This is a genomic window from Flavobacterium agri, from assembly GCF_013401995.1.
GTDB classification, from domain to species: Bacteria; Bacteroidota; Bacteroidia; order Flavobacteriales; family Flavobacteriaceae; genus Flavobacterium; species Flavobacterium agri.
In genome coordinates this window covers 36,287-56,832 of sequence record NZ_JACBJI010000003.1, presented here as the reverse complement: position 1 = coordinate 56,832, position 20,546 = coordinate 36,287, and the positions used below count along the sequence as shown (strand labels likewise).

20 protein-coding genes and 1 tRNA gene are annotated in these 20,546 nt (G+C 47.3%); 7 read left to right on the top strand and 14 right to left on the bottom strand.

The window, feature by feature from the left end; genetic code table 11:
* Positions 1 to 14 precede the first annotated feature (14 nt).
* From HZF10_RS07570 to HZF10_RS07525, 10 genes are all read right to left on the bottom strand, one after another.
* Complete coding sequence (locus tag HZF10_RS07570; protein WP_176005596.1) at positions 15 to 1,076, bottom strand: mannose-1-phosphate guanylyltransferase; 1,062 nt, start codon at positions 1,074 to 1,076, stop codon at positions 15 to 17.
* 53 nt (positions 1,077 to 1,129) lie between these two features.
* The gene (locus HZF10_RS07565; protein WP_176005595.1) at positions 1,130 to 1,747 is read right to left on the bottom strand and encodes a SprT-like domain-containing protein; all 618 of its coding nucleotides are present in this window, start codon (positions 1,745 to 1,747) and stop codon (positions 1,130 to 1,132) included.
* Positions 1,744 to 2,418 (bottom strand): SDR family NAD(P)-dependent oxidoreductase, encoded by a 675-nt coding sequence (locus HZF10_RS07560; RefSeq protein ID WP_176005594.1) that lies wholly within the window; start codon positions 2,416 to 2,418, stop codon positions 1,744 to 1,746. The genes HZF10_RS07565 and HZF10_RS07560 overlap by 4 nt, the downstream gene beginning before the upstream one ends.
* Positions 2,419 to 2,467: 49 nt before the next feature.
* Positions 2,468 to 3,100, bottom strand: coding sequence for a hypothetical protein (locus HZF10_RS07555; protein ID WP_176005593.1), 633 nt, complete (start codon positions 3,098 to 3,100; stop codon positions 2,468 to 2,470).
* Complete coding sequence (locus tag HZF10_RS07550; protein WP_176005592.1) at positions 3,097 to 4,131, bottom strand: ATP-grasp domain-containing protein; 1,035 nt, start codon at positions 4,129 to 4,131, stop codon at positions 3,097 to 3,099. The genes HZF10_RS07555 and HZF10_RS07550 overlap by 4 nt, the downstream gene beginning before the upstream one ends.
* 2 nt (positions 4,132 to 4,133) lie before the next feature.
* On the bottom strand, positions 4,134 to 4,844 hold the full coding sequence (locus tag HZF10_RS07545) for an NRDE family protein (RefSeq protein WP_176005591.1): 711 nt from the start codon (positions 4,842 to 4,844) through the stop codon (positions 4,134 to 4,136).
* Positions 4,832 to 5,320: a DinB family protein gene (locus HZF10_RS07540; RefSeq protein WP_176005590.1), complete on the bottom strand. Its 489-nt coding sequence runs from the start codon at positions 5,318 to 5,320 to the stop codon at positions 4,832 to 4,834. Before HZF10_RS07540 ends, HZF10_RS07545 begins: the two co-directional genes overlap by 13 nt.
* A gap of 17 nt (positions 5,321 to 5,337) precedes the next feature.
* Entirely contained in the window at positions 5,338 to 5,718 is a 381-nt protein-coding gene (locus tag HZF10_RS07535; protein ID WP_176005589.1) for a DoxX family protein, read from the bottom strand.
* Positions 5,715 to 6,185, bottom strand: coding sequence for a YHS domain-containing (seleno)protein (locus tag HZF10_RS07530; protein ID WP_176005588.1), 471 nt, complete (start codon positions 6,183 to 6,185; stop codon positions 5,715 to 5,717). The genes HZF10_RS07535 and HZF10_RS07530 overlap by 4 nt, the downstream gene beginning before the upstream one ends.
* Before the next feature lie 81 nt (positions 6,186 to 6,266).
* Positions 6,267 to 6,944: a Crp/Fnr family transcriptional regulator gene (locus HZF10_RS07525; protein ID WP_176005587.1), complete on the bottom strand. Its 678-nt coding sequence runs from the start codon at positions 6,942 to 6,944 to the stop codon at positions 6,267 to 6,269.
* A gap of 225 nt (positions 6,945 to 7,169) precedes the next feature.
* Between HZF10_RS07525 and HZF10_RS07520 the strand changes: the two genes are divergently transcribed.
* On the top strand, positions 7,170 to 7,469 hold the full coding sequence (locus HZF10_RS07520; RefSeq protein WP_176005586.1) for a hypothetical protein: 300 nt from the start codon (positions 7,170 to 7,172) through the stop codon (positions 7,467 to 7,469).
* A 273-nt stretch (positions 7,470 to 7,742) separates the two neighbouring features.
* On the top strand, positions 7,743 to 9,083 hold the full coding sequence (locus tag HZF10_RS07515) for a sigma-54-dependent transcriptional regulator (protein ID WP_176005585.1): 1,341 nt from the start codon (positions 7,743 to 7,745) through the stop codon (positions 9,081 to 9,083).
* Here HZF10_RS07515 and HZF10_RS07510 read toward each other — a convergent pair whose 3' ends face one another.
* From HZF10_RS07510 to HZF10_RS07500, 3 genes are all read right to left on the bottom strand, one after another.
* Positions 9,084 to 11,498: a hybrid sensor histidine kinase/response regulator gene (locus HZF10_RS07510; RefSeq protein ID WP_176005584.1), complete on the bottom strand. Its 2,415-nt coding sequence runs from the start codon at positions 11,496 to 11,498 to the stop codon at positions 9,084 to 9,086.
* A gap of 113 nt (positions 11,499 to 11,611) precedes the next feature.
* Positions 11,612 to 12,298: a DUF4397 domain-containing protein gene (locus tag HZF10_RS07505; RefSeq protein ID WP_176005583.1), complete on the bottom strand. Its 687-nt coding sequence runs from the start codon at positions 12,296 to 12,298 to the stop codon at positions 11,612 to 11,614.
* Between the two features lie 236 nt (positions 12,299 to 12,534).
* Entirely contained in the window at positions 12,535 to 13,677 is a 1,143-nt protein-coding gene (locus HZF10_RS07500; protein ID WP_176005582.1) for an acyl-CoA dehydrogenase, read from the bottom strand.
* A 96-nt stretch (positions 13,678 to 13,773) separates the two neighbouring features.
* On the opposite strand from HZF10_RS07500, the gene HZF10_RS07495 reads away from it, so the two are divergent.
* The 5 genes from HZF10_RS07495 (at position 13,774) to HZF10_RS07475 (ending at position 18,465) form a co-directional block, all read left to right on the top strand.
* A complete protein-coding gene (locus tag HZF10_RS07495) occupies positions 13,774 to 14,841 on the top strand; it encodes an anhydro-N-acetylmuramic acid kinase (RefSeq protein ID WP_176005581.1) in 1,068 nt (355 codons plus the stop codon).
* A 46-nt stretch (positions 14,842 to 14,887) separates the two neighbouring features.
* The gene (locus HZF10_RS07490; protein ID WP_176005580.1) at positions 14,888 to 16,114 is read left to right on the top strand and encodes a Glu/Leu/Phe/Val dehydrogenase dimerization domain-containing protein; all 1,227 of its coding nucleotides are present in this window, start codon (positions 14,888 to 14,890) and stop codon (positions 16,112 to 16,114) included.
* A 47-nt stretch (positions 16,115 to 16,161) separates the two neighbouring features.
* Complete coding sequence (locus HZF10_RS07485; protein WP_176005579.1) at positions 16,162 to 17,061, top strand: energy transducer TonB; 900 nt, start codon at positions 16,162 to 16,164, stop codon at positions 17,059 to 17,061.
* A gap of 25 nt (positions 17,062 to 17,086) precedes the next feature.
* On the top strand, positions 17,087 to 18,307 hold the full coding sequence (locus tag HZF10_RS07480; RefSeq protein ID WP_176005578.1) for a bifunctional folylpolyglutamate synthase/dihydrofolate synthase: 1,221 nt from the start codon (positions 17,087 to 17,089) through the stop codon (positions 18,305 to 18,307).
* Positions 18,308 to 18,390: 83 nt separating this feature from the next.
* Positions 18,391 to 18,465: transfer RNA gene (locus HZF10_RS07475), tRNA-Val, on the top strand.
* 76 nt (positions 18,466 to 18,541) lie between these two features.
* On the opposite strand, the gene HZF10_RS07470 is transcribed toward HZF10_RS07475, so the two are convergent.
* On the bottom strand, positions 18,542 to 20,401 hold the full coding sequence (locus tag HZF10_RS07470) for a T9SS type A sorting domain-containing protein (protein ID WP_176005577.1): 1,860 nt from the start codon (positions 20,399 to 20,401) through the stop codon (positions 18,542 to 18,544).
* Positions 20,402 to 20,546 lie beyond the last annotated feature (145 nt).

Here is a 20,546-nt window from a genome sequence, read left to right as displayed (position 1 = left end):
ATGCAAGAAATGACTTATAATTCGCTGGCCAATCCCGTAATTCTCTTGATGTCCTGTTCCTTGTTTTTCGGGTAAATCAGCAAAACGTCTTCGCGGTCTACAATAATGAAATCGTCGAGTCCGTCAACGATGATCAGTTTTTTGGCATCGGAACGGATGATGTTGTTGTTCGCGTTTTCCAAAATAACTTTCGCATTCACGACGGCGTTGTTGCTGTCGTCTTTCGGAAGTTTTTCATGCAGCGAACCCCAAGTACCCAAATCGTTCCAGTCGAAAGCGGCCGGAAGCACAAATACGTTTCGGGCGTTTTCCATGAGTGCATAATCGATCGAGATGTTTTCGGAATCGGCGTAATTTTCCTCGATGAATCGTTTTTCGTCCGACGTATTATAAGCGTCGTTGCCTTTTTCGAAAAGCGCGAGCATCTGTGGTTGGAATTTGGCAAAAGCCTCGAGCACCGATTTCGCGCTCCAAATGAAAATGCCTCCGTTCCAAAGGAAATTACCGCTTTCGAGGAATTGCTTGGCCGTTTCGTAATCGGGCTTTTCACGGAACTGGCGCACTTTCTTGACTTCATTCACATCCGATTTGTCGAATTCAATGTAGCCGTAACCTGTATTCGGAAACGTGGGTTGTATGCCCAAAGTCATCAGCGCGTCGTTGGTTTGGCAGAAATCGAAACACTTTTGAAGGTTGTCGGTAAACGCTTGTTCGTCTTCGATCCAGTGATCGCTTGGCGCGACGACCATGAGTGCGTCGGGATTCTGTTTTTTTATTTTCAGGGACGCATAAAGTATGCAAGGCGCGGTATTTCGCATCGCGGGCTCGAGCAGTATTTGTGCCGGATTTACTTCGGGAAGTTGGTCCAATACCAGATCATTGTACTTTTCGTTGGTCAGGATCAGGATGTTTCCCTTCGGGATGATACGCGTGAGCCTGCTGAACGTCTTTTGGATAAGCGTCTCGCCCGACCCGAGCATATCGTGGAACTGCTTTGGGAATTCTGTCGTGCTCACAGGCCAGAACCGTGATCCGACGCCGCCGGCCATAAGTATAGCGTAGTAATTCTTGTTCATTTCGATTTTATTGACCCTAAAGGTTTGGATTGCCGCAAGAAAAACAAAATTATTTAATCCTGCTTTAACAATTGTGGTAAGATTTCGACTTCGGCATTCGGATTGAACAAATACATGCGTCCCGAACGCACTTCTATGCATTCGTACCGCTTGGTGCGCAAAGCGCCTTTCTGGAACACTTTGCCATTGTGTATGCGGAACAAAGCGCCATAAGGCAACTGGAAAACATAGTGTTTATCGTCTTCTTTTTGGTCGTATTGCTTGAGGGCGAGCGAAAGCGTCGTATCTGTATCGCTGCTCGCCGACGGATTCCTGAAATGCCGCGCCAAAAGCGGAAGCAGTTGCTGCGGGAAAATCTCCGGGCGGATGAACGGCACCATCAAACGTTGGAATGTATGTTTCCATTCCGCGCCGTGCGGTTTAATGTCACGCCCGTATTTTTCGAAAGCCACCAAATGCGCGATCTCGTGTACGAGCGTCATCAGAAAACGATATTTGTTGAGGCTGCCGTTGACGGTGATCTCATGTTTCCCCGTATGTGCCTTGCGGTAATCGCCATGACGCGTGACCCGCTCGTTGACGACCTTGAGATGCACTTCGTTCGACACGATCAAATCGTAAACGGGCTTTACGGCGAATTCGGGCAAATATTTGGCTAACGTTTCGTTCATGGTGTGGACAAAGCGACCTGAAGCACTTTTCCGTTGTAATATTTGTTGCCTTTGAGCGTGAAATCAAAAATATATTCGGCCATTTCGTGTGCTTTGAGCGGAGCTTGATAACCCGGGAACGCTTCGGCGAGCATTTCGGTCTGCACCGATCCGAGCGCCAGAACATTGAACGAAATACCTTGTTCCTTGTATTCTTCGGCCAATAATTCCGATAATGTAATCACCGCGCCTTTGCTCGAACTGTAAGCGGCCAATCCGGCGAATTTCATCGAGCCTTGAATGCCACCCATACTGCTGATCGTGACCACATGGCTGCCTTTTTTCATAAACGGGATACAGATGCGGTTCAACGCGGCGACCCCGAAAACGTTCACACGGTACACGCGTTCGAAATCTTCGGTGGTCAGATGTTGGAACGGTTTAAGCACCAAAGCGCCCGCATTGTGCACGATCGCGTCTACGGTTTTCCAGTTGTGGAGGAAATCGACGATGCCGTTGAGCGCGTTTTCATCGGCAAGATCTACCGATAGGAAAGTGATGTTCCCGTTTTTGAGCAATTCGGGATGCGGATTCCGTGAAAGCGCCAAAACGTTGTGTCCGGCATTGGCGAACAAAAGCGCGAGTTCGAGTCCGATGCCGCGGCTTGTTCCGGTGACGATAATGTTTTTCATGAATAGGATTCGAGTGCGTAAATATAACGATTGTGCGCCAAGAGAACCGTTAATCGTTTCTGTATTTCTCGTAGAATTTATAGGCTTGCCAAAGCGCCATCCCGACAAAAATCAATGGGATGATGAACTTCATAAGGTAATACGACAATCCGTTCACGTTCTGCGCCAGATAATGCAATCCCAAAATGAAAGCGAGCATGCCCACCAAAGTGCCGACGAGCGCGCCTAAGATGTACAAATACTTGATTCTGCCGTTTATGACGATCCATTTGGCGTTGATCAAATACATGTTCCAACCCGTCCAAAACGGCAACTGCATGAAATTTATCGCATTCAGCACCGCGCCCGCCACAAAAGGTGAATAGTGTACGTAAGTGGGTGTTTTGACCTCATCGCCTTGTTGTCGAAAAAAGAAATAGGCGGCCAAAACGAGTAAAAATAAAATGGACAATATTTCGGTCGTCCTGACCCATTTTCCGCCTTTGGCCAATTTTTCGGCAAAAGCCAACGTAAGATAAATCACGATGGATTCTTCGGCGATCACACCGATCAGGTACGGAAAAAGTCGTGCGTATCCGTGAAGCGAAAAAATCTCGAAACCCACAACGTTCAAATACCCTAAAGGCACCGACCCGATAAAACTGATGCCGAAACCCACGGCAAGATTGCGCCAAGCCTTCAAAAGCGCGCGAATTTCTTGTTGTGCTCGACAAAATCACGGTATTCCTTCAACCCGGCTTTGTGCGACAGATAAGGCGCGCCTTTTTTGTTGTTGATCACGCTGATTTCAAACATGAATCTCAGATGGCGCATGAGTTCTTTCCATCCGAAGAAAATAGAATGCTTGGGGTCGTACATGTGCGTGGGTTCGCTTGCCGCGCCGTTGACTTCTACGATCGAAAAGTTTTCTCCTTTTTCGAAATCAAGCCAATTGTCGTACATCACGTCGAGACGTCCGAAGTAAAATCCCGGAATCTGGATGCAGATATCGTTGATGACTTTCGTGATTTCGGGCGTGACCAAATGGCTTGCGTCGAGAAATTTGCTGCCTCTCACATGATTCCCATAAGGCACTACGTTGCGTTTTTCGCCTTGAGGCAACACTTCTGCGAGCCTTTTGCCCATTTCGCGTTTGAGTTTCGGGATCTGTATGGCGTATCTCGGGTCTTTTCTGAGCAAATCCTCTAGGGTCGAAATCCCGTCTCCGGTCACGATCAGGAACTCTTTGGAAACGATACCCGTAATGTGGCCTTGCGCCTCGTCCGGATAACGCACGTAAAAAATCCCGACTTCATTTTCGTACGGAATCAAATCCTGGATCAGGAAATCGAACTCGCCTTTTCCCGCATATTTGAGCAATTCCTCCAGGGTGTTGATTTTCTTGACGGCCGTTCCGCGTTGGCCCATGTCCGGTTTTACGATAAGCGGGAATTGAATACCCGACTTTTCGATTTTTTGCCGGATGATGTTCATCGAAGCACAAGCGTTTATCAATTCGGTCTTCGGATAATACTGCTGCGGAATCAAATCGTAAATGCTTTTTTTCGACTCCATGAAAAAACCGCCGTTCTTGATCGACGGATTCGAAGCGTTGAAGAAAAAAAGCGAACGCGCCCTAAAGCTGTACCAAGCCCATTGGAAATAAACCGGCACATATACCAATTGGTACGGCCAATATTCCCAATGCAGCAGTTTATGAAGAAAAAGACTCAAATTCAAACGGTTATACAAGTGGTTTTGGTTACGGAATTATCCAATAAATCGCTGTGGCGGAATTCAAGCCGGTTGCCCTGCAGATCGACCTGGGTGATGCTCAAGGTTTGCAGTTGTATGCCTTTCCTGTCGATGATCAGGCCGTTTTGGGAATCCCCGTTTTCGGTATAGCGATGGAAACGGAACATAGCCTCGGCGTCGGGATTCGGGTTCCTTAAAAGGAAATCTGCGAACCAAGCCTCTCGCCTGTCGCGGATTTCCTTCGGATATAAAGTAGATGACGACCAGATGTAATGCTTCGAAGCATCGAGATCTTTTCGGAATTTCGACTTCCCGTCCCAACGCAATTCAAACAATCGTGGATTCTCGAAAAGCGCGATCGTGAATGGTTCTACACCGTCCAAATCTATATCGTCCCATTTGGCGATGGCCGATTGAGAAGAAAGCAGATCGAGTACGATCAGACCGCGGCTTCTGCTATACGGCGGATGGTGCTCGTGGGCCTCGAAAGCGCCGTTGAGCAAAACCAATACGTTGCCGTTCTTGTCGGAAGCGAACCACGTGCCGCCTGCTCTCGGGTCTTTCGGAAACAATATATTTTTGCCGTTCACCTCATAAACGGCGGGCACCAATGCCGGACGGCTGGTTTGCTCATCGCGGTTCGAGGTGATTATTTTCCGGTCGGCCGAAGCCACGAAAGTCACTGTACACATTGGCTGTTGCGATACGCTATGGTTGATTTTGCCACACCGAAATTCTCGTCTACCGCAGCTCCTATCTGGCGCAACCCGACTTTTATCAAAGCCTGATGATGGATGCTGTGTTCGAGGTTGTACAGCAGTTCGCGCTCAAAATTGCTCGGGATCACAAGCTCCTGGCCGTCGAGGATAAATTTCAGTTTCATGGGTTTGTTCGGTTTGTCGAGGCGGCTTGAGAGACTGGCAATCGTCTCGAGGGCGACCTCGCATCGGGTTTGCAACAACAAATCGCGTTCGCGTTTATCGTATTCGACCACGCCCGAAATATAGGCTTTTTCCAGACATATATACATTTCGAGTATATGTCGGATGTGCTCGCCTATCGTAGAACCGTTGAGTTCGGTACAAGGACGCGTGAATTCATCGTCTGAAAGCTGTCGGATCAGGCTTGACAATTCGTTGAAATTTTCTTTGATGGCGGTCAGAAGCATAGTTCGCGGTTGTTATGTTATCTGTTGAATAGTCCGATAAGGCGCTTCCTGTCGACAACCATGAGCGCAAAACAGCAAACGGCGGTGACCAAAGCCAGCAAAAAAAGCAATCCGCCGTCGTTTTCGACTTCGATGCCAAGTACGAAAATGTGCGAAAGGATGGCTCCGGACATTACTCCGAAACCTATTCCTGCGCCTATCCATCTCGTTTTGGGCACGATCAGCAAAACAGCGGCGATCAATTCGACGATTCCCGAAGCGATCCGTCCCCATGGCTCCATTCCCATCTTACTGAATATGTATACCGACTCGGGACTCGCCGAAAATTTGAACCACAACGTCTGCAGCAATATCACAGCCGGAATCCACGCCAAAAATGCTATTCCTATCCTTTTCATGGCTTTCCGATGAATTTGCCCCAATTCGCATCGGCTTGCTTTTTAAGCACAACCTCATTCTTGTTCCAGGTCTTGAGCGTGTTGTTCAGGTAAGCGTTATAGAAAAGGTACAACTTTCCGTTGATGATTTTGAACGTCTCGGGATTGATTTCGACTTTTTTTCCGTAATCGCCCATCGCATACGCACACCAACCTCCATATTGCGGTTCATATCCCGCCGGATTTTTGCGGAAGGCTTCCTTATTCGCCTCGGACGAAAAATAATACGTCGCGCCTTGATACGAAGCCGCAATTCCCGGTTTTCCTTTTACGGCTTTTTGCTGGCTGAAATATGAAACCGGATCGTAACCCTGGATCGCGAGCCCGTTTTCGAGGTTGAATTCCGCTTTGCGTTTGTTTTCCGTTTGGGCGAAAACCGCCGAGAACATCAAAATTGCCGCCCACATCATAATCATACGTGATTTCATAAGAATTGGATTTATGTTATGAGGCAAAGCTAGGACGCAACCAAAAACAGAAATGTCGGCTAGCTGACAGTTCGGTGCAATTTACAGCAGCGACAGTTTCGGGAAGTGGATTTCCCGGCGGCTGTAACTCAGGATGCCGTCCGATTCGAGCTCGTTCAAAAGCTGGACGGCCGTTTGGCGTGAGGTACAGATTATCTGAGCGATGTCGTTCTGGGTGAGGTAATTTTCGAGTGTGGCCGAATCGCCTTCAATCTTGCCCTCTTTTTCTATCCAATCGAGCAGAAATTGGCGCAACCTGCTTTTGGCGTCTTTCGAAACCAGATTGGTGTAATTGTTTCGGATGCGCTTCATCTTCAAGCCCACGAATTTCGTATAGGTCAAGGCCAGTTGCGGATGACGCAGCAACAAATCCTCGAAATCGGACATCAGGAAACTGCAGATCGAAACCTCGTCGGAAAGCACTTTGGCGTATTCGTTGGCCGATTTTTGCGAATCCAATTCCAACTCGCCGAACAGATCGCCTTTCTGGATGATCTCGCGGATGATTTCGTTGCCGTCGGCGTCGACCGAAACGATTTTGATCGCGCCTCTTTTAAGCAGGAAAATCCTGGGCACGTCGGAATCCGAAAAGTAAATGATCTCGCCTTTTGCCGCTTTCTTGAACCCGACGATGATGCACAATTGCTTGATTTGGGAAAAACTCAACACGCGAAACAACTTGTGGTCGCGCAAATACCAATATTTGAGTTCTTCGTACACAGGTTAAAAGTAGAAATTTCCGCAATCGGAATGTGGAATTTCCACAACAGTTTTCGTGGAATCCACATCAAAAGTCGAAATCTGCAGATTCGGCCGATAACTTCCGAACCTCATCGCATCCCTTTAAAACAAAGGCATTACTTCCAAAAAGAACAATCTTTAATCGACTTGGCACGATTCTGACTTTAGTTCCGTACATCAACGCAACAACCACACTATATAATTATGAAGAAGTTACTTTTTATTTCGGCACTGGTTCTAGGATTTGCCGTAAGCGCGAACGCCCAGACCGAAAAAACGACCAAAACGACCACAGAAACCACAACCACGAAACAGTATAAACCCATAGACAGGAACACCGTCGCTCCTTCGGCCCTTGAAAAAATCGGCACGAAATACGGAGGTTATTCGATTCTCGAAGCCTATCAGGCGACCGATGGCGAATACAAACTCGTAGTAAGCAAAGACAACAAGAAAAGTACCGCTTACTTCACTTCGACGGGCGAATTCCTCAAAGAAGAATAAGATTAGTTTAGTTAAATTGAGTGAATGAAGACACGTTTTCTTCGCATAAGGGAGGCATTTTTCGGTGCCTCCTTTTTGTTTTCAGAAGATTAGATTATTAGACTTTTAGACTGCAAGACTGTAAATAATCAGACCGGTCAATTATCGGATCGTATTCTGCGGTCTTGCAGTCTAAAAGTCTTAAAATCTAAAAGTCTAATTATAACATTCATTAACATTTCGGATACGCTTTAAAGGTTAAATTTGTCAGAAGCCGCTTCCATTCTGTCACAAATGACTCCGAAAATCCTTGTAATAGACGACGACACTTCGTTTTGCATCATGCTCAAGACCTTCTTGCAGAAGAAAGGTTTTGAAGTCACCAATGCATTCAATGCGATGGAAGCCGGCGATTTGATCCGCTCGACGACTTTCGACGTCGTGCTTACCGATATCAGGCTGCCTGACAGCGACGGACTGCACATACTCGAACTCGTAAAATCGGTTTCCCAAAAGACTCAGGTCATCTTGATGACAGGTTATACCGATATCAAGGCCGCCGTGAACGCGATGAAACTCGGTGCTTTCGATTATGTCGGAAAACCGATAAACCCAGACGAAATCCTGCATACGATACAACAATCGCTCAAAAAATCGGCGAAAACCGATGTTGCGGTAACTGAATCTAAAGCTCAAAAAACCGTTGCGACTGCGTCCGTTTCTTTTGTGAAAGGTATCAGCAGCCATGCAAACAAACTGCATGAATACATTACGCTTGTCGCCCCGACGAACATGTCGGTTTTGATTATGGGCGATAGCGGGACGGGCAAGGAATACATCGCCCATTCCATCCATTCACAAAGCAAACGTGCCGACAAACCGTTCATCGCCGTAGATTGCGGCGCGATCCCGAAAGATCTGGCTTCGAGCGAATTCTTCGGCCATATCAAAGGTTCGTTCACGGGCGCGGTAAACGACAAGACCGGCCATTTTGAAGCGGCAAACGGAGGCACGATTTTCCTCGACGAGGTCGGAAACTTGTCTTACGAAGTGCAGGTGCAGTTATTGCGCGCACTTCAGGAACGCAAAGTGAAACCCGTAGGAAGCAACAACGAGATCAAAGTGGACATCCGCGTGATCGCCGCCACCAACGAAGATTTGGCCGAAGCCGTGCGCCAAGGTGATTTCCGTGAAGATTTATACCACAGGCTCAACGAATTCTCGATCCAGGCACCGAGATTATCAGAGCGCAAGCACGACATCATGATTTTCGCGCATCATTTTTTGGCCGAAGCCAACGACGATCTCGAACGAAACGTAACCGGATTCGACGAGCAGGTTTCGCAACTTTTCCTCAATTACGATTGGCCCGGGAATCTGCGCGAAATGAAGAATACGATCAAACGCTCGGTTTTGCTGACGCCTTCGGGACTGATCACGACATCTGTACTGCCTCATGAAATGATGTCCGAAAACAAAGACGATTCCCAAGCCTTGTACAAGGAAGACGAGGAAACGGCGATCCGCAATGCGCTCGACAAAACCAACTTCAACAAGAGCAAGGCGGCGCGTCTGCTCGACATCGATCGCAAAACGCTGTACAACAAACTCAAGTTGTACAACATCGATCTGTAATCAGTTCTTTTGCACCTGAAGGCGCAGTTCGATGAACAATTCGTCCATTTTGCGGCAGATTTCGCTCGTGTAGCTGACCAAATCGGTATCGGCATCCAACTTTGCGTCTTCTATCGGTTCGAGTAGTTTTACGATCGAAAACACATCCATCTGCTTGAGCATCGGAATCATTTTGTGCGCGATCGAAGTCATTTTCACATAGTCTTTTTGAGATGCGGCCTCGGTAAGCGACGCGCAATTCTCTTTTGAACTCTCGATGAACGTATCGATGATCAACCGCAGCGAATCGGGATCGTCCTGGGTGAATTGGTTTAACGTTTCGAGATCGAACAGTTTTTGAGTCGATGTGGTTGTTTTTGCCGTTTGGGAATCGGGAATTTCCTCGTTGGCGAAAATGGCGCGCATCAACGCAAGCAGTCCTTTCAACTGCAACGGTTTCGGATGCGAGGCCGTAAAGCCTTTACCCGTGAAATCTTCGGGCGACAAATCTCTTTTCCCCGAAAGTGCGATTACGGGAATTTGTGAAATGGCATCATCGGAATCGCGAATTTGTTTTACGAGTTCGAATCCGTCTATTTTGGGCATTTGGATGTCGCTCATGACGAGATCGAAATCGCGTTCGCCCAGCAATTTCAGCACATTTCCCGAATCGGATTCGGTCACGACTTCTACCGGATAATTCGCAAAAATCTCGTTCATGAGCGTGAGTTGCATCGCATCGTCATCCACAATCAGGATTTTTTTGCCTTTGAGAAAATCGTTTTCAGACTCGCGCTGCTCTTTGGCAAACGACGGCGCTTTGACTTCCGAACGGATTTTAGGAATGTGAATCGTAAAAATCGAGCCTTGACCTTCCTCGCTTTCAAGCCTGATGTCGCCTCCGAGCAATTGCAGCATGCGTTTGGCGATCGTAAGCCCTAATCCCGTACCTCCGAATTTCTTTTCTATACCGGCATGGGCTTGGGTAAATTCTTCGAAAACATGTCGTTGTTGGTCTTTGGCGATGCCGATTCCGGTGTCGATGACCGAAATCTCGATCGTATCGTCAAGCGCAGCCGCGCTCACCTGAACCGAACCTTCCTGGGTGAATTTGATCGCGTTCGATATGAGGTTGGTCAAAATCTGACGCAGGCGATACGGGTCGGAAATGAAATTATCATCGAGCTCGTCGTCTATGTCCCAATTGAGCTCGATGTGTTTGTTGGTCGCGTTGGGCTCGAGCGGACGGCAGGTATTTTCGATCAGGTCGCGAAAGTTGAACGATACTTTCTCGATCGTGATCTTATTGTTTTCGAGACGCGAAAAATCGACGAGATCGTTGACGAGTTTCACGATGTATTGGGAAGAATGCCTGATGTTCTCTATGTATTGTTTCTGTCGCGAATTCGGATCGGTTTCGGTAAGCAAATCGGTAAACCCGATCACGCTTCCCAGTGGCGTCTGGATGTCGTGCGTGACCGTGGCCATAAGCATCGTTTTGCTTCGCAACAGGTTCTCATTTTCGCTGTTAAGCACTTCGAGTTGTTGGCGATAACGCTGGTTGATGCTCAAGTCGCGGATAATGATCCACGCGAAAACCACGAGCAACAGGAACGTGATCGCGCCGATCCAGGCCATCGTACTCACAGTATTGTCCAAGGCATTGCGCGATCGGTTGATCTTGGCGTACGATTTTTCGAGGATTTCCTTTTCGAGCGAAGAAAGCACCACGCGCAAACGGTCGGATAGCACGCGGTTCTCGTCCTGAAGTTTTTGCTCTTTTCGGAACAGGTCGTACTTCATCTTGTTGTTGCGCACGATGAGTTTGGTGAGCATTTGCTCAATTCCGGCAGTAAGTTCGTCGTTGGAAACGGGCAATTTGCTCAACGAATCGAGTTGCTTTTTTGGCAAGACGTTTCGCATGAACTGGTACATTTGGTTGCCGTTGTCGAATTGTACGGGTTTGACCTTTTGACTCAGCGAATCCTTGACTTTATACACTTGACTAACGGCCTTGTCGAACGTGTTCTCTACATTGTTTTTCTTGCGGAATATGATGATTTCGGCAATGCTGCTTTTTTTACGCCTGAGCAAACTCTGGATCGTATCGAACTTTCCCAACTGCGTCTCGTCGCTTTCTTTCTTGATTTCCTCTAGGCCGATGTTGATGCTGTCGAGCATGCGGTTATACAGCAAGAAATCCTTTTCGGAACCGGTCAGGATCGAATTTCGGCCCACGGCTTCAGCCGCATACAATCCGGCGATGGCATCGCTGATCTTGATGATTTTGTTGTTGTCTGTACTTTCGGCTCCGGCCGGATTGGCAATCTTGAGGATTTCGGTATAAATGAACCAAACCGAAATCACGGCGATCGAAAACAGCAGCAAATAGCCCAGCAGGACTTTTCCTTTGATAGCTTTGGGTTGTTGGCTCATGAATTAAAGATAGGGATTTTGCGATAAGTCTTTAACGTCAAAAAAGCTGGAAAAGCATAAAAAAAGCCTCACCCGAAAATTCCGGATGAGGCCGCATTAAAACAAAACATAATCTAGTAATTGTAAATCCCTTCGGCCGAAAACGTATCGTTGCTTCCGGTTTCGGGCGTCACAAAGCCTTTGGTGTAAATAGTGTAAATCCTACCTGAATGCAGGCTGACCGTTTTGGTGTACAAGTGCGAATCGTCGGCAGAAAGCCTGAAGTCGAAATCGTAATTTCCGGCAGGCAATTCCATAAAAGGCGTCGCCTGTTTGAACGTAAGTCCCGAGGTCAATTCTACGCTATTGTCGAAAACATCGATTCCTTCGGCATCCGGAGAAAGGTTGATGAATCGCACACGCGCATTTCCTCCGGCAGGTTTTGCCAACACATCCTGATATACCACCAATTCTACATTGTCGAACGTATTGACCGCAAAAGCCGAAAAGAAATTGCCGATGGCGAGACTGATTTCGTATGTGTCAAGAACGACACCATTTCCGTTTTTAAGCGTCAGTACGCGGTCGCCCGGATAAAAATTGTAGTATCCGACAGCGCTTCCGTAATTAAGCCCGTTCATGTTCACCTGATTGCTGTCTGCAAAAAAATACAGATCGCCCGAGTTAGGACTTGCGTTGCCGATGATCCCATGGGCGGCATTATCATAGTAATATGTACCGTCATCGTCGATACTACACGATGATATGGTAAAAATTGCGGCAACGGCTAAAAATAAATTTCTGAAAATCCTGAATTTCATAACTTCAAATTGGGTTAGACATTTTCCCGATGATGTAAAGTTGTTCTTTCTGAGCATTTTATCTGTCAAAATTACAGCTATCGGGCAGAAACTGAAAGCGAATCAGCCAATTTTCGCCTCGGTTTACACCACGTAGATTCAGCTTAGCGCTTTTGGTTGCGGCGGTTTAACATAGAAAAATGTTAAAAAAAAGGCAGCCTTTTTAGGCAGCCTTAAAAAATTCGCAAGCAAATGCGTTATTGGGTAAGTATACTTCTGGAAATCACGATTTTCTGGATTTCTGAAGTTCCTTCGTAAATCTGTGTGATTTTCGCATCGCGCATCAAACGCTCCACGTGATATTCCTTGACATAACCATTTCCTCCGTGGATTTGGACGGCTTCGATCGTCGTATCCATAGCCACTTGAGATGCGTACAATTTTGCCATCGCACCGCTCAAGTCGTAGTTTTTGTGTTGGTCTTTGTCCCAAGCCGATTTGAGGACAAGGAAACGCGCCGCTTCGATTTCCGTAGCCATATCGGCCAATTTGAATGCGATCGCCTGGTGTTGTGAAATCTCTTTGCCGAACGCTTTTCTCTCTTTCGAATATTTAAGTGCCAACTCGTAAGCTCCGGAAGCGATTCCCAAAGCCTGTGATGCGATTCCGATACGTCCGCCCGCAAGGGTTTTCATCGCGAACGTGAATCCGAAACCATCTTCACCGATGCGGTTCTCTTTCGGGACTTTCACGTCGGTGAACATCAACGAATGCGTGTCGCTTCCGCGGATGCCGAGTTTTTGTTCTTTGGGGCCGATCTCGAATCCGGGCATGCCTTTCTCTACGATCAACGCGTTGATGCCTTTGTGTTTTTTATCTACATCGGTTTGGGCGATCACCAGATAAACCGAAGCCGTACTTCCGTTCGTAATCCAGTTTTTGGTACCGTTTAGCAGGTAATGGTCGCCTTTGTCGATGGCTGTAGTTCTTTGTGAAGTCGCGTCCGATCCGGCTTCCGGCTCAGAAAGACAGAACGCACCGATGATTTCGCCCGTCGCGAGTTTGGTCAGGTATTTTTGTTTCTGCTCTTCGGTTCCGAATGTTTGCAAACCCCAGCAAACCAAAGAGTTGTTTACGGACATCACAACCGAAGCCGAGGCGTCGACCTTAGAGATTTCCTCCATCGCGAGCGCATACGAAATCGTGTCGAGTCCGCTGCCGCCGTATTTCGGATCGACCATCATGCCCAGGAAGCCTAGCTCGCCCATTTTTTTGATCTGTTCGGTCGGAAATTGCTGTTTTTCGTCCCTTTCGATCACACCCGGAAGCAACTCGTTTTGGGCAAAGTCGCGGGCCGCTTGCTGAATCATCAAATGTTCTTCGGTTAGATTAAAATCCATAACAACAGTAAATAAAAATTAAAGTTTGTGTAAAAATTTGCCCAAAGATAAATTTTTAATTGGGAAATTCTCAATCGCAATCCTTAATTTTGACGCGTGCCAAAAGAATCCTACAACGTTATCGGAGTCATGTCGGGAACCTCTCTCGACGGTATCGATTTGGCTCATGTCGTTTTTGAGGTTTCAGACGGAAATTGGACATTCGACATCGAGGAATCGCAAACGATCTCCTATTCGGACGCTTGGTTACAAAAACTCAAGATCGCGGTCAATTTCCACAAAGATGAACTCGAAAAACTCAATTCGGACTACACTATATTATTAGGAGAAACGATTCGCGGTTTTATCGAAAAACACGGCATCGGGAATCTTGACGCCGTTTGTTCGCACGGCCACACGATTTTGCACCAACCGCATAACGGATTCACTTTACAGATCGGGAATTTGCCCAAAATCGCGAAGATTGCGGGTCAAAAAGTGATTTGCGATTTCCGTGTCGAGGACGTCGCTCTTGGCGGACAAGGCGCGCCTTTGGTTCCGATTGGCGACAGGATTCTGTTTTCGGATTACGATTATTGCCTCAACCTTGGCGGATTCTCGAACGTCTCATTCGAAAACCACGGCTTGCGGCTTGCGTTCGACATTTCACCCGTTAACACCGTACTCAATTTCTATGCGAACCGGCTCGGATTTGAGTATGACGATAAAGGAAAGCTTGCCGAATCGGGAAAAATCGACCATGAACTGTTGTCAAGCCTTAACAATCTGGCGTACTATCGACAATCGTTTCCGAAATCGCTTGGGTTCGAATTCGTGAAGAATACTGTTTTGCCGCTGATCGAATCTTTTGACGTTTCCGATATAGACAAACTGCGCACTTTTACGGAGCATATCGCCGTCCAGATCGCATCGGCCTTGCCCAAAAAAAGCGGGAAATTGTTGGCAACCGGAGGCGGCGCCTACAATCGTTTTTTGATCTCGCGTATGCAGGAACAACTGCCGCAGATCAAAATCGAAATCCCCGAAAAGAAAATCCTGGAGTTTAAGGAAGCGCTGATTTTCGCATTACTCGGTGTGCTTAAAATGCGCAACGAAACCAATGTATTAGCCAGCGTCACAGGTGCCAAACGCGACCACAGCTCAGGGAAATCCTACGAAAATTAAATACTGAAACATCTATATTTGCCCAACTTTTACAACTACAACCATAATGAAAGAGCTACTCAAGAAATTCGAGAATAAAAATCCTGAAATCGTATTCAACTGGAAAGATTCTGAAACCGACGCCGAAGGATGGACGGTCATCAACTCGCTTCGAGGCGGTGCGGCCGGTGGCGGAACCCGTATGCGAAAAGGCCTCGATATGAACGAAGTACTTTCGCTTGCCAAGACGATGGAAGTGAAATTTACGGTTTCGGGCCCGGCAATCGGAGGCGCGAAATCGGGAATCAATTTTGACCCGAACGATCCGAGAAAAGACGAAGTGTTGCGCCGTTGGTACAAAGCGGTATCGCCACTTTTGAAAAGCTATTACGGCACCGGAGGCGATTTGAACGTAGACGAAATCCACGAAGTGATCCCGATGACCGAGGAATGCGGCGTTTGGCATCCGCAGGAAGGCGTGTTCAACGGCCATTTCAAACCGACCGAAGCCGACAAGATCAACCGCATCGGACAATTGCGCCAAGGCGTGATCAAGGTAATCGAAAATCCTAAATTCTCTCCCGATGTGGCGCGCAAATACACCGTCGCCGACATGATTACAGGTTACGGAGTCGCCGAAGCCGTGCGTCATTTCTACGACATTTACGGCGGAGAAATCAAAGGGAAAAGAGCCATCGTGCAAGGTTTCGGAAACGTAGGTTCGGCTGCGGCTTTCTATTTGGCAGAAATGGGTGTGAAAGTAGTCGGAATCATCGATCGCGACGGCGGACTTTTGAACCCCGAAGGATTCTCGTACGAAGAAATCACCAAGCTTTTCCTCAACAAAGACGGAAACAAACTCGTTGCGGACAATATGATCCCGTTTGCCGAACTCAATGAAAAAGTTTGGGAAATCGGAGCCGAAATCTTCACGCCATGTGCCGCGTCACGCTTGGTCACCCAGGAACAGGTCGACAAAATGGCAGCGAAGGGACTCGAAGTGATCTCTTGCGGGGCGAATGTGCCTTTTGCCGACAAGGAAATCTTTTTTGGCCCGATTATGGAGAACGTAGACAGCAAAGTAAGCCTTGTGCCCGATTTCATTTCCAACTGCGGAATGGCTCGCGTATTCGCTTATTTCATGGAAAAACGCGTACAAATGACCGACGAGGCGATTTTTGCCGACATCTCGAAAACCATCCGAAAAGGACTCGAGAAAACGCACCAGTCAAGCGATTCCAAAACCGGAATCAGCGCGCGTGCGTTCGAGATAGCGCTCAAGCAACTCGTCTGAAGCAATTTATTTTTGCTATTTTCGTTATTAGGACTAACAATAAAGCTATGGCAATCAGCATGACGAATAACCAGAAAAAGTCGTTAGGCATCACTTCGATCCTTTTCGTTTTGATGTTCCTGACGCTGTTTTTGATCCGTTTTACCGATTCGATGATCCTGAATCCGGAACTTATGGAAGAAGGCGGTGGCGGCGGTGGCGATGTGGCCGTGAATTTCGGCGACAGCGATTACGGTATGGGTGACGATTTCAAGAACCTTGAGCCCGTAAAGCAAACGGCAAAAGCCGCACCTCAGCCAAAAGCGTCATCGAGTGAAATCCTCGCGAGCGACCTTGACGACGCACCGGTTGTAGCCGAAACGAAAAAAACGACAGAAAAACCCAAAAAGGAAGAACCGCTAAAACCGGTCGAGAAACCTGCTCCGAAACCCTCGAAAGCGACTACGAACGCCATTTCGGATTTGCTTAACGGCACTAGCACCGGAGGCGACGGAAACGACAATCGCGCAGGCAACAAAGGTAAAGCCAACGGCGACCCGTATTCGAACGGATATAACGGCGGCGGCGGAAGCGGCGGCGGTAAAGGCGGCGGACAAGGAACAGGCGAAGGCATCGGTTCTGGCTCTGGATATGGTGGTGGAAGCGGAAGTGGGCGCGGAAATGGAAACGGTCCGGGAAATTATTTTCTAGGCAACAGAAAAGCACAAAGCAAACCAAAACCAGCATATACTTGTAACGAAGAAGGTCAAGTCGCCGTCAAAATCTGGGTTGACCGAAACGGAAAAGTAACGCGCGCCCAAGCCGGTGACCGTGGAACTACTAACGGCGCACGATGTCTAGCGGATCAAGCCGAAAGAGCCGCGCTCGACACCAAATGGGAGCCCGACAACGATGCTCCCGAAACACAAATAGGAAAAATCATTTACAGTTTCAAATTGACGGACTAACCTCCGTCTTTTTTTTGCATCACACATGACATATCAGCAAACGGTCGATTGGATGTTCAACCAATTGCCTATGTACCAAACCCAAGGCGCTTCAGCTTTCCGCAAGGATTTGACCAACACGCATTTGCTTGCCGAATACCTCGGTCATCCCGAAAAAAAACTCACGTGCATCCATGTAGCGGGAACAAACGGGAAAGGCTCGACTTCTCACCTGCTCGCGTCGGTTTTTCAACAATCGGGTTATAAGACCGGACTTTTCACTTCACCTCATTTGAAAGATTATCGCGAACGTATCAAAATTGACGGGAACGAAATCTCCGAGCAGTACATCATCGACTTCATAGCGAAACACAGGGCTTTTTTCGAAGCCAACAACCTCAGTTTTTTTGAGATGTCGGTCGGATTGGCATTCGAGTATTTCGTAGCGCAGAACGTCGATATCGCCATAATCGAAACAGGTTTGGGCGGACGATTGGATTCGACGAATATCGCAACACCTCTGGTTTCTGTAATCACGAATATCGGATTCGATCACGTGCAGTATTTAGGCGATACTTTGCAGGCGATCGCTTCGGAAAAAGCCGGAATCATCAAACCCGGAATTCCCGTGGTAATCGGAGAAACTACACCCGAAACGAAAAAGGTGTTTTCGCACAAAGCACAGGAAACGGTATCGAAAATCGTATTCGCTTCTGAAACCGTCGAAGAAAATTGGCCTTCGGATTTGATAGGCGATTATCAGTTCAGCAACAAGAAAACGGCTTTGGCCACATTGCGTTTGATCCAAAATCAGGGAAAATTCGCGATTTCGGACAACAATATAAAAGACGGCTTCCTCAATGTCGTAAAAAACACGGGATTGATGGGACGTTGGCAACAAATCGGCGAAAATCCCAAAGTGATTTGCGATACGGCGCACAACCGACATGGTCTGGAAATCGTGATGAAACAGATCTTTCATGAAAATTTCGACAAACTTCACATCGTTTTGGGCGTCGTGAACGATAAAGATCTGGGCGACATCCTGCCGATTTTTCCAAAAAATGCCATTTATTATTTTTGCAAGCCAAATATTCCGCGCGGGCTTGACCAGGCCATTCTCAAAGCGGAAGCAGCTGCTTTCGGTTTGACCGGAAATACATTCAACTCTGTTCCAGAAGCTTATCAAGCCGCCTTGGAAAACGCCGGTAGCAACGACTTCGTCTATGTCGGCGGAAGCACTTTTGTGGTCGCAGAAATTTTGTAATTTTTTTTCGTTTTCGCTTGCATATCCAGAAAACCATCCTATATTTGCAACCGCAATCAGGAACAATACTGAAAGCGACAACAGGGCGATTAGCTCAGCTGGTTCAGAGCACCTCGTTTACACCGAGGGGGTCGGGGGTTCGAACCCCTCATCGCCCACAAAAAAAGCAAGACATTTGTCTTGCTTTTTTATTTTCATTTTGTTCGATTGTAAATTTTCGTCCTCACAGAACAATTACTTCTTTACAATTTTCCGACTTATCGCCATTCCTTCGGCCGTTTCAAGTTTTATGATGTATGTACCCGACATCAGATCGCTTACATCAACACTATTTTCTCCGTCAAGCAGATTTCCTTTTAACACCACCTGCCCTATCATATTCGATATTTGATAGCCTACGAGCTGCTCATCGGTTTGGATGTTCACGATATTATGCACAGGATTCGGAAACATGCGGATCTCGTTTTTGACCAAATCTTTCGTTCCCAATTCGCCGCAAGGATTCGCACCTAATTTCGACATGAAAAAATCGGTGTAGATCGCTTGTCCGAAAACTTTCGCCAAAGTAGGTATATTGTCGTCCGCTGCCGTAAAAATGTCGTAGTGGAAATAGCCACCAGCGACGTAATTTCCATCGTTGTCTACCGTAATGGACGTAAAAGCATCGTCATAATTCGGATATCCCATGATGTCATTTACCGCAATCGGCGTTCCCGTGGTTTTGTCGAGACGCAAAATCGCCGGATCGGTTTTGTGGTTCACAGGCCTGTTGATCGCAATACTACCCCAAATTTCATTCGAAACCTGGGTCGCCACCGCAACCTCATCGCCATTCACGACGAGATCGTGACAAATAGTCATTCCCGTATAAATACCGAAATTCGTGGTGTATCCCGATGGTTTCCTGAACCACTGCACATTTCCATCCGCGTTCATTTTCATCACGAATGCGAGATTGGCGCCAATGTCGTTCGGAAACTGGTAACCGTTCATACTCACGTTCGGGCTTGCCGGATCGAGAAGATATCTTCCGCACAAATAAATATTCGAATCGCCGTCAATTTCCATGTCGTGGAATTGAGCATCTTTAAATGAAGAACTCGAACTGACTTCCTTTCGCCAAATTTCATTACCCGAAGTGCCGAACGCCAAAATATACGCTTGTTGCACAAACGGCACGCCATTAAACGACAAGTCAACCAACGGATCTGCGCCTCCATTATTCCTAAAACCAGCCAAATAATAACGTCCTAGGGCCTCATCGTACCTGAAATCGGTATGGCTCTGCAAAAGTTTGCCTTCGAGCGACAACGGCATCGTGCTGATGAAATTCCCGTCGGTATCGAATTTTACAAGATGATATTGGTATTTGTTGGTAAACGTATCGGGAACGGTAATCTGTCCGTTCAGATGGCTTCCGGCATAGAATCCGAGAAGCACGTGCAATATACCTTGGGAATCCAACACCACTTCGTTTATATTCCCATGCCGAAGGTAAGGCGTAACATCGCCCTGCGGCATGACGCGCCACGCAAGCGAACCGTCGTCCGTATTGTATTTGAGCAATGCCAACGTTTTGTATCCGGGTTGCGGTTCGCCGTTGCCGAAGTCACCCAAAACCGGCATACTGTCGTCGGGACTGAAATGAGGCGGCAGATAAGGCTGTCCGGGTCCTGAAATATTGATGACGCTCGCTCCCAGGTACAAACCTCCGTTGTTGTCGAGCACGATTTTATACGCAAAATCCCTGTCCGCGCCGCCTATGGTCTGAATCCATCTCAATTCACCCGAACAATCGGTCGATATCAGGACGACATCGGTGTAGCCCGTATTCATGACCTGGGTATTGTAAACCGTGACGGGCGTTCCGTCAAATTCCGTATGGTCTTGAGAGATGAATGCCAGAAAATAATAGTTGTTGTCGGCATCTATGGCGATATCGATGATCTGCTCGCCTTCATATCCGAAAGAAGTCTCGGTTTCATCTGCGGACGGTTTTGTACCGCCTCCGCGTTTGGCCCATTGCCATTCCAGATCCTGCGATGAAGCCGTCATTCCGATCAATACGGAAATACTTAGTAAAAATGTTTTCATGTGATATATGTCGTTGTGATTGTAATCTAAATAAACGAGTGGTATTTTCTTACATACAATGAGGATTTCCAGCGTTTGAATGAGCAAAAGCAAAAACAATGTTAATTTAGGAACGATTGTTCCGTATTGCTATTTACCTTTACGG

Coding starts and splice junctions, on each gene's coding strand:
- HZF10_RS07490 (WP_176005580.1), top strand. CDS start 14,888: ATGAAAGAGCTACTCAAGAAATTCGAGAATAAAAATCCTGAAATCGTA.
- HZF10_RS07545 (WP_176005591.1), bottom strand. CDS start 4,844: ATGTGTACAGTGACTTTCGTGGCTTCGGCCGACCGGAAAATAATCACC.
- HZF10_RS07560 (WP_176005594.1), bottom strand. CDS start 2,418: ATGAAAAACATTATCGTCACCGGAACAAGCCGCGGCATCGGACTCGAA.
- HZF10_RS07565 (WP_176005595.1), bottom strand. CDS start 1,747: ATGAACGAAACGTTAGCCAAATATTTGCCCGAATTCGCCGTAAAGCCC.
- HZF10_RS07540 (WP_176005590.1), bottom strand. CDS start 5,320: ATGCTTCTGACCGCCATCAAAGAAAATTTCAACGAATTGTCAAGCCTG.
- HZF10_RS07530 (WP_176005588.1), bottom strand. CDS start 6,185: ATGAAATCACGTATGATTATGATGTGGGCGGCAATTTTGATGTTCTCG.
- HZF10_RS07510 (WP_176005584.1), bottom strand. CDS start 11,498: ATGAGCCAACAACCCAAAGCTATCAAAGGAAAAGTCCTGCTGGGCTAT.
- HZF10_RS07515 (WP_176005585.1), top strand. CDS start 7,743: ATGACTCCGAAAATCCTTGTAATAGACGACGACACTTCGTTTTGCATC.
- HZF10_RS07500 (WP_176005582.1), bottom strand. CDS start 13,677: ATGGATTTTAATCTAACCGAAGAACATTTGATGATTCAGCAAGCGGCC.
- HZF10_RS07535 (WP_176005589.1), bottom strand. CDS start 5,718: ATGAAAAGGATAGGAATAGCATTTTTGGCGTGGATTCCGGCTGTGATA.
- HZF10_RS07470 (WP_176005577.1), bottom strand. CDS start 20,401: ATGAAAACATTTTTACTAAGTATTTCCGTATTGATCGGAATGACGGCT.
- HZF10_RS07520 (WP_176005586.1), top strand. CDS start 7,170: ATGAAGAAGTTACTTTTTATTTCGGCACTGGTTCTAGGATTTGCCGTA.
- HZF10_RS07485 (WP_176005579.1), top strand. CDS start 16,162: ATGGCAATCAGCATGACGAATAACCAGAAAAAGTCGTTAGGCATCACT.
- HZF10_RS07570 (WP_176005596.1), bottom strand. CDS start 1,076: ATGAACAAGAATTACTACGCTATACTTATGGCCGGCGGCGTCGGATCA.
- HZF10_RS07505 (WP_176005583.1), bottom strand. CDS start 12,298: ATGAAATTCAGGATTTTCAGAAATTTATTTTTAGCCGTTGCCGCAATT.
- HZF10_RS07480 (WP_176005578.1), top strand. CDS start 17,087: ATGACATATCAGCAAACGGTCGATTGGATGTTCAACCAATTGCCTATG.